This is a genomic window from Streptomyces prunicolor NBRC 13075, assembly GCF_000367365.1.
In the GTDB taxonomy this organism is placed as follows: Bacteria; Actinomycetota; Actinomycetes; order Streptomycetales; family Streptomycetaceae; genus Streptomyces; species Streptomyces prunicolor.
The window spans coordinates 79,183-93,108 of sequence record NZ_BARF01000099.1; the positions used below are offsets into that span (position 1 = coordinate 79,183).

A 13,926-nucleotide genomic window follows, 5' to 3' on the forward strand; every position below is an offset into this window, starting at 1 on the left:
CTCGCTTCCTCGGGTAGCATCTTTGTGCAAGAGCCCCTTGCGCTATTGCGCCAGGGGCTTCGTCTATTCCGGGGCATCCGGTCCGACGGGTTGCGGCCGACGAGGGTCGCTGGCGTACGAGGCACACGCTGTGTCGCGTACGTCTCTGACCTTGGACATGCCCCGCCCGGAAGGGGTGTACGCGCGTGCCCGCACTTGTGCTGCTCGGTGCTCAGTGGGGTGACGAAGGCAAGGGAAAGGCGACGGACCTGCTAGGTGGGTCCGTCGACTATGTGGTGCGCTACCAGGGCGGCAACAACGCCGGCCACACGGTAGTCGTGGGCGATCAGAAGTACGCCCTTCACCTGCTCCCTTCCGGGATCCTCACACCGGAGTGCACTCCGGTCATCGGTAACGGTGTCGTCATCGACCCGTCGGTCCTGTTCTCCGAGCTGAACGGGCTGAACGAGCGCGGCGTCGACACGTCCAAGCTCCTGATCAGCGGCAACGCTCACATCATCACGCCTTACAACGTGACGGTGGACAAGGTGACCGAGCGCTTCCTCGGAACGCGGAAGATCGGCACCACCGGCCGCGGTATCGGCCCGACCTACGCGGACAAGATCAACCGCGTCGGCATCCGGGTCCAGGACCTCTACGACGAGTCGATCCTGACCCAGAAGGTCGAGGCGGCCCTCGACGTCAAGAACCAGATGCTCACCAAGCTCTACAACCGCCGCGCGATCGCGATCGAGCAGGTGGTGGAGGAGCTGCTGTCCTACGCGGACCGCCTCAAGCCGTACGTCGCCGACACCGTCCTCCTCCTCAACAAGGCGCTGGACGACGACAAGGTGGTCCTCTTCGAGGGCGGGCAGGGCACCCTCCTGGACATCGACCACGGCACGTATCCCTTCGTGACGTCGTCGAACCCGACCGCGGGCGGCGCCTGCACCGGCTCCGGTGTCGGTCCGACGAAGATCAGCCGGGTCATCGGCATCCTGAAGGCGTACACGACCCGTGTCGGCTCGGGCCCGTTCCCCACGGAACTCTTCGACGCGGACGGCGACGCGCTGCGCCGCATCGGCGGCGAGCGGGGCGTCACCACCGGCCGTGACCGGCGCTGCGGCTGGTTCGACGCGGTCATCGCCCGCTACGCGACCCGCGTGAACGGCCTGACCGACTTCTTCCTCACCAAGCTCGACGTCCTCACCGGCTGGGAAGAGATCCCGGTCTGCGTGGCGTACGAGATCGACGGCAAGCGCGTCGAGGAACTCCCGTACTCGCAGAGCGACTTCCACCACGCGAAGCCGATCTACGAGACCCTGCCCGGCTGGAGCGAGGACATCACGAAGGCCAAGACCTTCGCGGACCTCCCGAAGAACGCGCAGGCGTACGTGAAGGCGCTGGAGGAAATGTCCGGCGCACCGATCTCCGCGATCGGTGTCGGTCCGGGCCGCACGGAGACGATCGAGATCAACTCGTTCATCTAGGGCGGCGGTTGGAGCTGCGGTTGAAGCGGCTGTCGTAGCCGCGGTCGATCGAGGTACTTGGGCCGGTCTTGGGAAACCTTGACCGGCCCTTGGGCTGTCCGTGGTTACGCCGGTAACAGGTGGAGGCCAGCATCTACGCGGGTAGCCCGCCGCGCCCCGCTTGCCACACCCGCTCTCTCCGCCCTTCCAGGAGTCCTGAATGCCCGTCAATCCCATGAATCGCCGTGAGTTCGTGCAGAAGACCGCCGTCACCGGCGCTGTCGCGGCCGTAGCGGGAACGGCGGCGGTGCCCCCGGCCGAGGCCGCCGACCGGCACCCCAAGCCTCACCCGCACCCGAAGCCGAACAAGACCTGGTCGTTCTCCATCCTGGGCACGACCGACCTGCACAGCCACGTCTTCGACTGGGACTACTACCTCGACAAGGCCTACTCCGACGCCAAGGGCAACTCCGTCGGCGTCGCCCGCGTCGCCACCCTCATCAAGCAGCAGCGCAAGGCGAAGGGCGAGGGGCACGTCCTCCTCGTCGACGCCGGTGACATCATCCAGGGCACCTCGCTGGGCTACTACTTCGCGCGCGTGGACCCCATCACCAGCGGCTCCAAGCACCCGATGGCCACGGCCATGAACCACATGCGCTACGACGCCGCCGCCCTCGGCAACCACGAGTTCAACTACGGCATCGACACCCTGCGCAAGTTTGAGCAGCAGTGTCATTTCCCGCTGCTCGGCGCCAACGCGCTGGACGCGAAGACCCTGCGCCCCGCGTTCGCCCCGTACACCGTGAAGAAGATCCGCGTCCCCGGCGCCCCCGACATCAAGGTCGGCATCCTCGGCCTCACCAACCCGGGCATCGCCCTGTGGGACAAGGACAACGTCAGCGGCAAGATGGTCTTCCCGGGCCTCGTCGAGCAGGCCAAGAAGTACGTCCCGCGCCTGCGCGCGCTCGGCTGCGACGTCGTCTTCCTCACCGACCACTCGGGCCTGGACGGCAGTTCGTCCTACGGCGACGAGCTCCCGTACGTCGAGAACGCCTCCAACCTCGTCGCCGAACAGGTCCCCGGCATCGACGCGATCCTCGTGGGCCACACCCACGTCGAGGTCCCGTCGTACACGGTGAAGAACGAGGAGACCGGCGAGGACGTCCTCCTCTCCGAGCCGTACTGCTGGGGCTACCGCCTGAGCGTCTTCGACTTCGAGCTCGAACTCGTCCGCGGCCAGTGGAAGATCACCAGCAAGACGGCCCAGACGCTCAACCCCAACACGGTGGACGAGGACCCGGAGATCAAGAAACTCCTGGAAGCCGACCACGAGTTGGTCGTGAAGTACGTCAACACGTCCGTCGGCACCTGCACCGAGGACCTCTCGGCGGCGGAGTCCTGCTGGAAGGACGTCCCGATCATGGACTTCATCCAGCAGGTACAGATGGACTCGGTGAAGGCGGGCCTGTCGACGGCCGACGCCGCCCTCCCGCTGATCTCGGTCGCGGCCCCCTTCAGCCGCACGGCCGACATCCCCAAGGGCTCCGTCACCATCAAGGACATCGCCGGCCTCTACATCTACGACAACACCCTCTACGGCAAGAAGCTCACGGGCGCCCAGCTCAAGGACTACCTGGAGTACGCGGCGAAGTACTACCACCAGGTGCCGGCGGGTACGAAGGTCGACACCACGACCCTCACCAACGCCAACAGCTTCTGGGACTACATGTACGACGTCGCCGCGGGCGTCTCCTACGACATCGACATCGCCCAGGCCGAGGGTTCGCGCATCAAGAACCTCACGTACAACGGCACTTCGGTCACGGACGACCAGGTCTTCGTCGTCGCGGTCAACAACTACCGCGCGAACGGCGGCAGCGGCTACCCGCACATCGCCGCCGCGGAGACCGTCTACAGCGCCACTGACCAGGTCCGCGACCTGATGATCGCCTACGTCACGGTGAAGGGCAGCCTGGACCCGGCGGACTTCGCCTCGGTCAACTGGAAGCTGACGCAGGCCGGTACGGCGGTCTTCTAGGAGTTCCGGCAGTTCGCTTCCTGACAACCGCCCGCTGATTCCTGTGAGTTGCTGTGAATGATCAACTTCACGGCCTCCTCGCACCGGACATTCACTAAGTTCCGTCCATGTCATACCGAAGACAGTTTTCCCCGGCGGCCGTACGAGGCACGGCCGCCGGGCTGACCTGGCGGGTACCGGTCCTGTTCCTGGAGGGCGCGCTCGCCGCGTTCATCGCCGTGGGCCTCTACGGCGACGGATCGAACGGCATGTGCGACTTCTCCACCCAGGACCTCCACCGGCACGTCGCCTACGCGCTGTGGGCTTCGCTGCCCGTGACCTGGGCGCTGCTGTACCAGGGCAACATCTGGCTGCGGTGCGTCAGTTGGACGGCCGTGGTCCTACGGCTGTTCTTCGGCGCCGCGGCCGGGACGCTGATGCTGATCGCCGGGGGGACGAGCCTGTGCTGAAGCCACTGCGCGAGGAACTGGTCGGACTCTGGGCCGAGTCACTCCTCACCGCGACGTCCGCCGCGTGGTGGACCTACCTGGTGTGGGCCCACCGCAACGCTTTGTACGCCGACCCCGCCGCCCTGACCCTGATCCTCACGGTCACGCTGTCACTGCTGCTGACCTGGGCCCTGTGGCTGCGGACCGAAAAACACCGGGGCGCGATCCTGACGTCGGTCGCGCTGCGCGGGGTCGCGGTGCTGACGCTGTCCCTGTGGTTCTTCCAGGACCTGTAACCCAGGTAGGTCAGGCGGTACTTGAGACGAAGGCGGCCCAGGCTTCGCCGGAGACGGTGAGGGTTGGGCCGCCCGGGTTCTTGGAATCGCGGATGTGGACGGTGTGGGGGCAGGCGGCTATCTCGACGCAGTTCCCGCCGCCGCCGTCGCTGTACGAGGACTTGCGCCAGTCGTAGGCGACTTCGAGGCACTGGCCGCCGCTGTCGTTGCTGTAACTCGACTTGAACCACCGCAGGTTGCTGGTCATGCGCGCTCTTCTCCCGCCAACTTCCGGATGAGGCTCAGGGAGTCGTCCGGGCTCAGAGCCTGCGTACGGATCTTCGCATATCGGTGCGAGAGTTGGGCCACCTTGGCGGGATCGCTGATCAGGATGCTCTCGTCCTCGGTCTCCAGGTAGACGACACGGCGGTGCTCCTTCGTCTCCACCATGACCATGTCGCCGCGCGTTCCCGCGTGCCCGCCGCGCAACGCCCTTTCCAGTGGGACCACTTGGACACTGACGTTGTCCCGCTCCGCATCCTCCGCGAGCGAGCGCAGTTGCCCGCGGTGGATGTCCCAACTGGCGAACGGCCGCCTCAACGCCGACTCGTCGAGGATCAGCTCGATCATGGCGGTCGGATCCCGGTCGAAGAGCTTCCGACGGGCAACGCGAGCCTCGACCAGCTCCTCCACTTTGGCGTCGGGGAGTTTGGGGAAGCCGCCGCCGATCAGGGCCCGGGCATAGTCCTTGGTCTGGAAGAGGCCGTCGATCACATACGTCTGATACGACGACAGCGTCACGGCCTCCGCCTCCATCAGCGCGAAGTTCTTGAACTGGGGAGGGTACTTGTCGAGCAGGACATACGTGCGGGCCTCCTCGAAGACCTGCATCCCGCCCCCGATCGTCTCCTCCAGCTTGACGAGCATCTCGTCGCTCGCGGGCTGCGCGCAGGTCTCCATCGCGCTGATCGCTGACCCGGTGTAGCCGGTCATCTTGCCCAACTCCACTTGCGTGAGCCCCTGTTGCTCACGCAGTGCCTTCGCGAGGAGGGCGACGAGACGCGCCACGCCACTCGCCTCCGCCTTGTTCTCCGCCCGCGCCATCGCGGTCACCCCCGAACTCAACCGAACTCAACCGGTCAACAGCACCCCGCACCCGTATCCAACCGTTGCGGACGGTCGACGCAGAGTTATGGAAGACGGTAGCTGTGACTGCCGAGACTGTCCCCATGGATACGCAAAGTGACCTGAAATGGATCCCTGCGACCGGCATCCAACTCCGCAAGGCGGGGGTCCAGTTCGACGCGGTGCGGGTGGATGGCGACGAGGGCAGAGACCTCGCGGACAGGCTCGCGCGCATGACGGGAGGGGCGCCGGGTCCAGTCGTAGAAGAGGCGACGGGCAACAGGGCCGTCTACTTCCTGGTCCCGGTCGGCAGTTCGTCCCACCGCTCCTGGCCACCCGGAGTAACCCGCCTCACCGCCGGCCCGAACCACATGTCGTACATCCCGGTACCGGCTCTCAATGGCCAGACCTGGCCCCTGAGTTGGCGCTACCGCCCGACGACACCGGACCACTTCGTCCACACGTTGCTGCTGCGGACGGCGCTGCAGCCCCAGGAGTGACGAGCTCCCCTCCCCGGACTCCCGGCCGCACGCCCGTGCAGCGCCCGGGCCCTTCACAAGAAACGGAGTGTCGATGACCGTCACACTCGTACGCCCGGAGAAGGTATACCGCCGGTATACTTTGCTCATGGCTGACACCACCATCAAGGTCGACCCCGCTGTCCGGGACCGCCTCCAAGAGCTTGCCCGGGAGCGCGGGATCACCATGCGGGACCTCGTCGCGGAGCTGGCCGGGGCCACGCCCACCAAGGAAGAGCTGCGCAAGCGGTACGAGGAGACCAGGGCGTACGTCGAGGAGCACTTCCTCGGGCGGCCTTACATGGATGAGGACGAGAAGGCCGGCGAGAAGTTGTGGGCCGACCTCGAAGCCGGACGTATCGGGGAGGTCCAGTGACGGGGGAGGAGCGGTACCCGCTGCCTCGCGCGGTCATCTTCGACGACACCGCCGCGCTGGCCCTCGGCGCGGGCAACATCATGGCCTCTCGACTCGTCGTCGAGGCCGAGAAGGATCCCGCCCTGCGCGTCTACATCCCGGCGCTCAGTCTCGCCGTCGCCGAGCGTGAGCGGGCCGGGGTCGCCGAACACGTCGGAGCGTTGCCGTCCGTGGCCATCGAGGGGCTTGACTTCGCGGCGGCTGCCGCTGTGGGCAAGCGGCTGCGGGTCGCCGGTGACGCCGACGGCAACGGTGGGGGCGAAGGCGACAAGAGTGAGGCCGACTGGAGCGGCGCCCATGTGCTGCACCTCGCCCTGCCCACCGTCGAGTGGCCGCGAGGGCGACCCGTCCTGACCAGGACGCCCACCCGGTATCGCGGTACCGGCATCCGCACGATCCGGATCGTCGAGCAGGGCTGACCACAAAGGGGGTGCCCTCATCGGGACGCCCCCTTTGTCCAGGCATATCCTGAATGTGTCCACCCCGCGCACGCCGACCAGGAGAAGGTGACTGCGATGCGCATGATGCTGAAAGCGTCCATGGACACGGAGAAGGGGAACGAGGCCATCCGGAACGGGACTCTCGGGAAGCTGATGCAGGAGACCCTGGAGCAGATCAAGCCCGAGGCCGCCTACTTCACCGCCGAGGGCGGCAAGCGCACCGCGTTCCTGTTCTTCGACCTCGCGGACCCCTCCGACATCCCGTCGATCAGTGAGCCGCTCTTCCTCAACCTGGGTGCCGAGCTGACCTACACCCCGGTGATGAACGCGGAGGACGTCACGAGTGGTCTCACCAAGGTCCGTTAGGTCCTGACACAGGTCCTCATTCCTGCGGCGTTCCCTGGATCTTGGCGAGGGTCAGGACGCCGCCGCCGATGCCCCAGCCCGCGTCGGCGACTTCCTCCACCAGGACGAGCGTGGTGGCGCGGGCGCCGTCGCCGAAGATCTCGGCGTACAGGTCCGTGGTGCGCGTGATGATCTGCTCCTTCTGCTCGGCGGTGAGGGCGCCGACGGGGACCTTGAAGTTCGCGAAAGGCATGGTGTTCTCATTCCTCGTGCTGGTGGGGCCTGCGGGTATGAGGCAACCCTGCGTCCCCGGCGCCCGCCTCGCCAGGGCTGAGCCCACCCAGGGGTTGTCATCCCCTGGCTCGGACGCCGTGGAGAGGCGACGATGAGACGGTGAACCTTCCCGAGCTTGCCGCGTTCCTCAAGTCCCGGCGTGACCGGGTCCGGCCGGCCGACGCCGGGCTGCCCGTCGGGCCCCGGCGCCGGGTGCCCGGACTGCGGCGCGAGGAGGTCGCGCAGCTGGCGGGGCTGTCCGCCGACTACTACACCGAGCTGGAGCGGGGGCGTGGCGCCCAGCCCTCGGCCCAGACCCTGGCTGCCCTCGCCCGCGCGCTGCGGCTCGGTGGCGACCAGCGCGATCACCTGTTCCACCTTGCCGACCGGCCGCTGCCCGAGTCGGCGCGGGGTACGGGCGCGCGGCACGTACAGCCCGCCCTGCTGGGGCTGCTGGACCGGCTGGCCACCACCCCGGCCCAGGTCATCACCGACCTGCACGAGACCCTCGTACAGAATGAGCTGGCCGCTGCGCTCCTCGGGCGGGCGCCGGAACCGCGCGGGCCCGTCACCGGGTTCGCGTACCGGTGGTTCACCGATCCGGACTCCCGCGCGGTCTACCCGGCCGAGGATCATCCGCATCACTCACGGGTCTTCGTCGCCGATCTCCAGGCCGTCGCCGCCCGCCGGAGCCGTGACAGCGAGGTCGCCGGGATGACGGCCGCGCTGCGGCAGCGCAGCGCGGAGTTCGCAGCCCTCTGGGACACCCATGACGTCGGTCTGCGCCGCACCGATCACAAGCGCATCGTGCACCCCGCGCTGGGCGTCATCGAGCTGGACTGCCACAGCCTCTTCAGCGAGGACGGCCGTCAGCGCCTCCTGTGGTTCACGGCCCCGCCCGGCACCGAGGGCGCCGCCCAGCTCGAACTGCTCGGCGTCATCGGTACACAGGACATGGCGGCGGCGGCCGAGGACAGCTCCCGCACCGCCGACCGGAACCGCTAGCTGAACACGATCATCGAGCCCTGCGCGAGGCTGCGGGTCGCCGCCGCGTGCAGGCCCAGCCAGACGTGGCGCTCACGCGCGAACGGGCTGGGGTCGTACGGCGCTGCTACGGCCGGTTCCTCCAACTCCGTGGGAGCTGGGGGAGCTTGGGGTGCCGCCGGTGGGTTCGCCGGGTCGATGCCGATCGTCGGGGCCACGAACTCCAGCTCGCGCAGGAGGGTTTGGGACGAGCCCAACGGGCCGCCGCCGGCGAGGAGTTCGTCGTTCGCGAGGGGGTGCGGGAAGTCGACCGGGACGTAGGCGCCCGCGTGGTCGTAGTGCCAGACCAGGTGGGACTGCTGGGCCGTCGTCTCGAACATCTCCAGGAGTTGTTCGTAGTCACCGCCCAGTTCGTCCACCGGCGTCACCGGGAGACCGCAGACCTGGAGGAGGTAGGCCCGGCGCAGGAAGTGCAGCGCGTCGTAGTCGAAGCCCGCGACCGGGGCGACCTCGCCGGACAGGCCCGGCATGTACTGGTACACCGGCACCGGAGGCAGTCCTGCCTCGGCCAACAGGGAGTTGTAGAGCGCGAGTTCCTCGGCGAACGGATTGTCGGGGGTGTGGCACAACACGTCGACGAGCGGGACCAGCCACAGGTCACAGGCCAAAAGGGGCTCCTCGGTTACTCGCTGCGCAGCGTGGTGTTCGCATGGTGGTCAGGCAAGAGTAGGGGGAAGAGTAGTCGGTGCGGCCCGGGTCAGCTCCCCTCGTGCAGGTCCCATACCCACACGCCGTCCACCCACTTACCGGGTCGGCCCACCAGCTTTTCCACAGCGGTGCGGAGCTTGTCGTCGTTGGGCTGCGGAGCGACCACCAGGGCGCCCGCGTGCCAGAACGCGAAGTCGGTCCTGGCCTGCGCCTGCCAGTTCTTGCCGATGGTGGGGATGACGCCGGTGTAGCGCACGTCACGCAGCATGTTGGAGGTGAAGCGGGGCGAGGCGCCGTAGATGCCGATGCGGTCGTCGCCGTAGGGGCCGTTGAAGTAGCCGCCCGGCATCTTGAAGCCGAGGCCGGAGGCTGTTTGCCAGTGCAGGGGTTCCGCGGCGCCGGGGTCGGCGAGCGGGACCGGGACGATCGATTCGCCGGCGCGGACGTACGACTTGTAGGTGCCGTCCGTGAAGAAGGCCGGTACCGCCGCTCGGTCGACTGCCTTCAGGGGCGCGGGGATGATCGGGATCAGGGCCATGCACACGGCCAGCAGGCCCACGTACTGCGTGCCGAGCTGGCGCGTCGCCGCCAGCTTCTCCACCGCGATCGCCAGCAGCATGCCCAGCGCCGGTGCGCAGATCATCGCCACCCGGCCCTCGATCACCGACTCGAAGAGCGGCTTGTGGGCGAGCAGGGCCCACGGGCCCGGGTAGATCGTGTCCGTGAGCGGGATGCGGATCTTGGGGCCCATCGACAGGATCGCCGCCGCGATCGCCGTGAACGCCAGCGCCTTGACGAGGGCGTGCTCCCACAGGCGTACGACGATGGCGAGGGCGAGGAGGACGAGCGGCCAGCCGTAGAAGGCGTTCTGCTCGGTGGGGTTGAGGGAGAGGGAGTTGGCGCGGACCTCGTTGCCCGCGATCAGGGAGCGTTCGGCGAAGGAGAGCAGGGCGAGTGGGCTGTTGCCCGCGTTGTCGCCGTGCAGGACGCTCTTGTAGCTCTGTGGCCCTACGAACTGATACCAGAGGGGGATCAGGATGATCGGTGCGCAGACCGCCGCCGCGATGCCCAGGCCCTTGATGAGCGGGCGCCAGGATGCCCGGACGACCTCCCTGTTGAGGACTCCGTAGGACGCGGCGAAGAGGACCATGCCGATCGACGCCAGGAGCAGGGGCTCCTCGCCGAGGAAGATCTGGTAGGCCGCCATCACGCCGAGGACGATGCCGTCGCGGAGCACTCGCGTGCCCGCGCACAGGCGCAGGGCGCGGTCGATGATCAGCGGGATCATGAAGAGGATGACGAAGTTCGGGTGCGCGTTGGCGTGGCTGACCATCGGCGGGGCGAAGGCCGCGAGTGAGGCGCCGACGAAGGCCGCGGCCCGTTGCCGTACGACGCGCTTCACGATCAGCCAGTACCAGGCGGCGGCCGTGGCCGCGAGGCCGAGCGCCATGCAGACGCTGAGCGAGACCGCGGGGCCGGCCAGCAGGGTCAGGGGCGCGAAGGGGACCGACAGGCCCAGCATGACCGTGTTGGCCATGAGGTTCACGCCGTCGGGGAAGCCCTGGAGGTTGGAGAAGAACGGGTTGTGGAAGTGGGCCACGTTGTCGGCCGTGACCGCGAAGAACCACTCCCACTGGTTCTGGTCCTGGAGGGAGTCCTCCAGGTAGCGGTGGTTCGGGTCGAAGAGGCGGCCCGAGTAGAGGGCGACCGACATGAGGAGGAAGAGGACGGTGACCAGGATGTCGACCGGGCGCAGGGAGCGGGCGCGGAGGCGGCCGAGTTCGGTGAGGACCTTGGCGTAGTCGAGGGGTCGTACCTTCGAGCCGGACTGGTGGGCCCAGCGCACCGGGACCTCGGCGACCTCCCAGTCCGCGCGGCGGAAGTGCTGGAGGACCTCTACGTCGATGCCCCAACCGTTGATACGGGAGGCGGCGAAGGCCTCGCGGGCGCGGTCGCCCTCGAAGAGCTTGAAGCCGCACTGGGTGTCGCGTATGCCGGGCACCGCGGCCTGGCGTATGAGCAGGTTGCCCGCGCGGCCCAGGAGTTCACGTATCGGATGCTGATGGCTCTCTATCGTCGCGCCCGGCGCGGCACGGGAGCCGATCGCCGCCGCACGGCCCTCGCTCAGCTCCTTGTCGAGCTTCTCCAACTCCTCGATGGGCGCGGCCAGATCGGCGTCGGTGACCAGCACCCGGCGCCCGCGCGAGGCGGCGACGCCGAGGCGCAGGGCGTGGCCCTTGCCGCGGTTGCGGGGGCTGGTGACCAACTGCACGCGCGGATCGGCGCGGGAGGTGACGACCTCGCGGGTCCCGTCGTCGGAGCCGTCGTCGGCGACGATGATCTCCCAGTCGCCGAAGCGGCCCTCGTCGTCGCCCAGGTATGTGGTGATCGCGTCGAGCGTCGGCCCGAGCCGCCGCTCCTCGTTGTAGGCGGGCACGACGACACTGAGGTCCACGACGACGGCACTGGGGTCCACGGAGGAACTGGTGGGGTCCACGGAGGCACTGTCCACGGCCGGAGCGGCCCTTTCCGGTCCGGTCACCGGGCGGCCAGCCGCTCGATGAGGTCGAGGGAGTGCGTGTTGTACGCGGTGACGATCGAGCGCGCGCCCGGGGTGTCGCGGCGTGCCAGGGCGTCGACCAGCTCGGTGTGCTCGGACCACAGCCGGCCGCGCAGATCGGTCACCCGGCGCAGATGCTGCACCGTGCACACCCAGGACTGGACGCGCAGCCGGTGCAGGAAGTCGCCGAGGTAGGGGTTGCCGAACATGGTGCTCAACTCGCGCCAGTAGCGCAGGTCGTAGCCGATCAGCACGCTGAGGTCACCGGCGTCGGCGGCGCGCTGCGCCTCCTCGCCGCGGCGGCGGACACCGGCGAGCGCGGCGACCGTACGGGGGTCGTCGGTGCGGTCGAAGACGGGGTGGCCCTCGATCAGGGCCAGGAACATGCCCTCGGTGACCAGGGCACGGGCCTCGATCATCCCGCGGTGGTCGGCCACCGAGTACTCGTGGACGCGGAAGCCGCGGTGCTGGTCGGCTTCCAGGAGGCCCTGCGCGGAGAGATCGACGAGTGCTTCCCTGACCGGGGTGGCGGAGACGCCGTACTGCTCGGCGATCTCCTTCACCGTGAACTCCTGGCCGGGTTGGAGCCGGCCGGCCAGGACCTCGTCGCGAAGCGCGTCGGCGATCTGCTGCCGCAGGGTGCTGCGGGTCACGGCGCCGCTGCCGCTGCTTCCTCCGGGCATCGTCGGAGCGTCTCCCTCATCGCGTTCGATGGCGTACTCGTATATGTCTACGAGCACGCCACCTTACGCGTTCGGGTTCCCGCCCTGCCCGAATACGGGCACCAGTTGAACGGACCCGCCCATTCCGGGCGTTAAGAGGTGTATTCGGTGGCGTTTTCGGTGGCGTATTACGCGGTGAATTCGTCCGCCACCGAGAGCGCCGCGTCCAGGGCGGCGAGCCCCTCCTTCAGTTCGGCCTCGGTCACGTTGAGCGGCGGCACGACATGCGTGCGGTTCATGTTGATGAACGGCCACAGCCCCTGCTGCTTGGCGGCGCCCCCGAAGGCGGCCATCGCCGCGTTCGCCTCACCGGCCGCGTTGTACGGCACCAGCGGCTCGCGCGTCTCCCGGTCCTTCACCAGCTCCAGCGCCCAGAACATCCCGACGCCCCGCACCTCGCCGACGCTCGGGTGCCGCTCGGCCAGCGCCCGCAGCGCGGGCTCGACGACCGTCGTCCCAAGGGTCTTCGCGTTCTCTACGACCCCCTCCTCGGCCATCACATTGATCGTCGCGACGGCCGCGGCACAGGCCAGCGGGTGCCCGGAGTACGTCAGTCCGCCCGGGTAGGGCCGCTTGCCGAAGGTGTCCGCGATCGCGCCGGAGATGGCGACCCCGCCGAGCGGCACATAGCCGGAGTTGACGCCCTTCGCGAAGGTCATCAGGTCCGGTACGACGTCGAACAGATCGGCCGCGAACCACTCACCGGTCCGCCCGAACCCGGCCATCACCTCGTCCAGGATGAAGACGATCCCGTACTTGTCGCAGATCTCCCGGACCCCGGCGAGATAACCGGGCGGCGGCACCATGATCCCGGCGGTCCCCGGAACGGTCTCCAGGACGATCGCGGCGATGGTCGCCGGCCCCTCGAAGGAGATCGTCGTCTCCAGGTGCTCCAGCGCGCGCTCGCACTCCTGCGCCTCGGTCTCGGCGTAGAAACGGGACCGGTAGAGGAAGGGCGCCCAGAAGTGCACGACCCCGGCGGCGGCACCGTCACTGGCCCAACGCCTCGGGTCACCGGTGAGGTTGATCGCCTGCTGCGTACCGCCGTGGTACGAGCGGTACGCCGACATCACCTTCGGCCGCCCGGTGTGCAGCCGGGCCATGCGCGTCGCGTGCTCGATCGCGTCCGCGCCGCCGTTGGTGAAGAAGATCTTGTCCAGGTCGCCGGGGGTGCGCTCGGCGATAAGCCGGGCCGCCTCCGAGCGGGCCTCGATCGCGAAGGCGGGCGCGAAGGTCGTCATCGTCGCGGCCTGCTCCTGGATCGCGGCGACGACCTTCGGGTGCTGGTAGCCGATGTTCGTGTAGACGAGCCCGCTGGTGAAGTCCAGGTAGCGCTTGCCGTCGTAGTCCCAGAAGTACGACCCCTCCGCGCCGGCCACGGCGAGCGGGTCGATGAGCTCCTGCGCGGACCAGGAGTGGAACACATGCGCGCGGTCCGCGGCCTTCACGGCGGCGCCGGCCTGGGGGTTGGGCTGAGGGGTCATGCGGGTGAGCGTAAATGTCCGCGATGCGGAAACGGAATCGGCGTCCTGTCTGTGGTCGGGGGGTTTCCGCGACAGGTTGTCGGGGGCGGGGGCGGGATCCGGTGTGGGGCGGGGCCGGGATCCGGTGCGGGGCGGGGCCGGGCTTCCGTCGGCCGGGCCGCTC

General features: G+C 68.4%; 16 protein-coding genes. 9 read left to right on the forward strand and 7 right to left on the reverse strand.

Features of this window, described 5'->3' with window-relative positions:
* Nucleotides 1–185 precede the first annotated feature (185 nt).
* From SPR02S_RS42185 to SPR02S_RS42200, 4 genes are all read left to right on the forward strand, one after another.
* Entirely contained in the window at nt 186–1,469 is a 1,284-nt protein-coding gene (locus SPR02S_RS42185) for an adenylosuccinate synthase (protein WP_026151359.1), read from the forward strand.
* Between the two features lie 199 nt (nt 1,470–1,668).
* Nucleotides 1,669–3,486 (forward strand): bifunctional metallophosphatase/5'-nucleotidase, encoded by a 1,818-nt coding sequence (locus SPR02S_RS42190; protein WP_019063076.1) that lies wholly within the window; start codon nt 1,669–1,671, stop codon nt 3,484–3,486.
* A gap of 107 nt (nt 3,487–3,593) precedes the next feature.
* Complete coding sequence (locus SPR02S_RS42195) at nt 3,594–3,935, forward strand: hypothetical protein (RefSeq protein ID WP_019063077.1); 342 nt, start codon at nt 3,594–3,596, stop codon at nt 3,933–3,935.
* The gene (locus SPR02S_RS42200; RefSeq protein WP_019063078.1) at nt 3,929–4,210 is read left to right on the forward strand and encodes a hypothetical protein; all 282 of its coding nucleotides are present in this window, start codon (nt 3,929–3,931) and stop codon (nt 4,208–4,210) included. Before SPR02S_RS42195 ends, SPR02S_RS42200 begins: the two co-directional genes overlap by 7 nt.
* Nucleotides 4,211–4,220: 10 nt before the next feature.
* Here the strand turns inward: SPR02S_RS42200 and SPR02S_RS42205 are convergent, their stop codons facing one another.
* Nucleotides 4,221–4,457: a DUF397 domain-containing protein gene (locus tag SPR02S_RS42205; protein WP_019063079.1), complete on the reverse strand. Its 237-nt coding sequence runs from the start codon at nt 4,455–4,457 to the stop codon at nt 4,221–4,223.
* Nucleotides 4,454–5,302, reverse strand: coding sequence for a helix-turn-helix domain-containing protein (locus SPR02S_RS42210; protein WP_019063080.1), 849 nt, complete (start codon nt 5,300–5,302; stop codon nt 4,454–4,456). Before SPR02S_RS42210 ends, SPR02S_RS42205 begins: the two co-directional genes overlap by 4 nt.
* Before the next feature lie 116 nt (nt 5,303–5,418).
* Here SPR02S_RS42210 and SPR02S_RS42215 point away from each other — a divergent pair, with 116 nt between their 5' ends.
* The 4 genes from SPR02S_RS42215 (at nt 5,419) to SPR02S_RS42230 (ending at nt 7,053) form a co-directional block, all read left to right on the forward strand.
* Nucleotides 5,419–5,814, forward strand: coding sequence for a hypothetical protein (locus SPR02S_RS42215; RefSeq protein WP_043258857.1), 396 nt, complete (start codon nt 5,419–5,421; stop codon nt 5,812–5,814).
* A 127-nt stretch (nt 5,815–5,941) separates the two neighbouring features.
* Entirely contained in the window at nt 5,942–6,208 is a 267-nt protein-coding gene (locus SPR02S_RS42220) for a cupin domain-containing protein (RefSeq protein ID WP_245607703.1), read from the forward strand.
* Nucleotides 6,205–6,666: a PIN domain-containing protein gene (locus tag SPR02S_RS59280; protein ID WP_019063083.1), complete on the forward strand. Its 462-nt coding sequence runs from the start codon at nt 6,205–6,207 to the stop codon at nt 6,664–6,666. The genes SPR02S_RS42220 and SPR02S_RS59280 overlap by 4 nt, the downstream gene beginning before the upstream one ends.
* Nucleotides 6,667–6,762: 96 nt before the next feature.
* Nucleotides 6,763–7,053 carry a hypothetical protein gene (locus SPR02S_RS42230; RefSeq protein ID WP_019063084.1) on the forward strand — a complete coding sequence of 97 codons (291 nt, stop codon included), beginning with the start codon at nt 6,763–6,765 and terminating at the stop codon, nt 7,051–7,053.
* A gap of 16 nt (nt 7,054–7,069) precedes the next feature.
* On the opposite strand, the gene SPR02S_RS42235 is transcribed toward SPR02S_RS42230, so the two are convergent.
* The gene (locus tag SPR02S_RS42235; RefSeq protein WP_019063085.1) at nt 7,070–7,285 is read right to left on the reverse strand and encodes a tautomerase family protein; all 216 of its coding nucleotides are present in this window, start codon (nt 7,283–7,285) and stop codon (nt 7,070–7,072) included.
* Between the two features lie 140 nt (nt 7,286–7,425).
* Here SPR02S_RS42235 and SPR02S_RS42240 point away from each other — a divergent pair, with 140 nt between their 5' ends.
* The gene (locus SPR02S_RS42240; RefSeq protein WP_019063086.1) at nt 7,426–8,310 is read left to right on the forward strand and encodes a helix-turn-helix transcriptional regulator; all 885 of its coding nucleotides are present in this window, start codon (nt 7,426–7,428) and stop codon (nt 8,308–8,310) included.
* On the opposite strand, the gene SPR02S_RS42245 is transcribed toward SPR02S_RS42240, so the two are convergent.
* From SPR02S_RS42245 to SPR02S_RS42260, 4 genes are all read right to left on the reverse strand, one after another.
* Nucleotides 8,307–8,957 carry a putative DNA-mimic protein gene (locus tag SPR02S_RS42245; RefSeq protein WP_019063087.1) on the reverse strand — a complete coding sequence of 217 codons (651 nt, stop codon included), beginning with the start codon at nt 8,955–8,957 and terminating at the stop codon, nt 8,307–8,309. The two genes, SPR02S_RS42240 and SPR02S_RS42245, sit on opposite strands and share 4 nt — an antisense overlap.
* Before the next feature lie 89 nt (nt 8,958–9,046).
* Nucleotides 9,047–11,494 carry a dolichyl-phosphate beta-glucosyltransferase gene (locus SPR02S_RS42250; RefSeq protein WP_245607704.1) on the reverse strand — a complete coding sequence of 816 codons (2,448 nt, stop codon included), beginning with the start codon at nt 11,492–11,494 and terminating at the stop codon, nt 9,047–9,049.
* A 41-nt stretch (nt 11,495–11,535) separates the two neighbouring features.
* A complete protein-coding gene (locus tag SPR02S_RS42255) occupies nt 11,536–12,240 on the reverse strand; it encodes a GntR family transcriptional regulator (RefSeq protein WP_026151361.1) in 705 nt (234 codons plus the stop codon).
* Nucleotides 12,241–12,407: 167 nt separating this feature from the next.
* A complete protein-coding gene (locus SPR02S_RS42260; RefSeq protein WP_019063090.1) occupies nt 12,408–13,763 on the reverse strand; it encodes an aspartate aminotransferase family protein in 1,356 nt (451 codons plus the stop codon).
* Nucleotides 13,764–13,926: the final 163 nt, after the last annotated feature.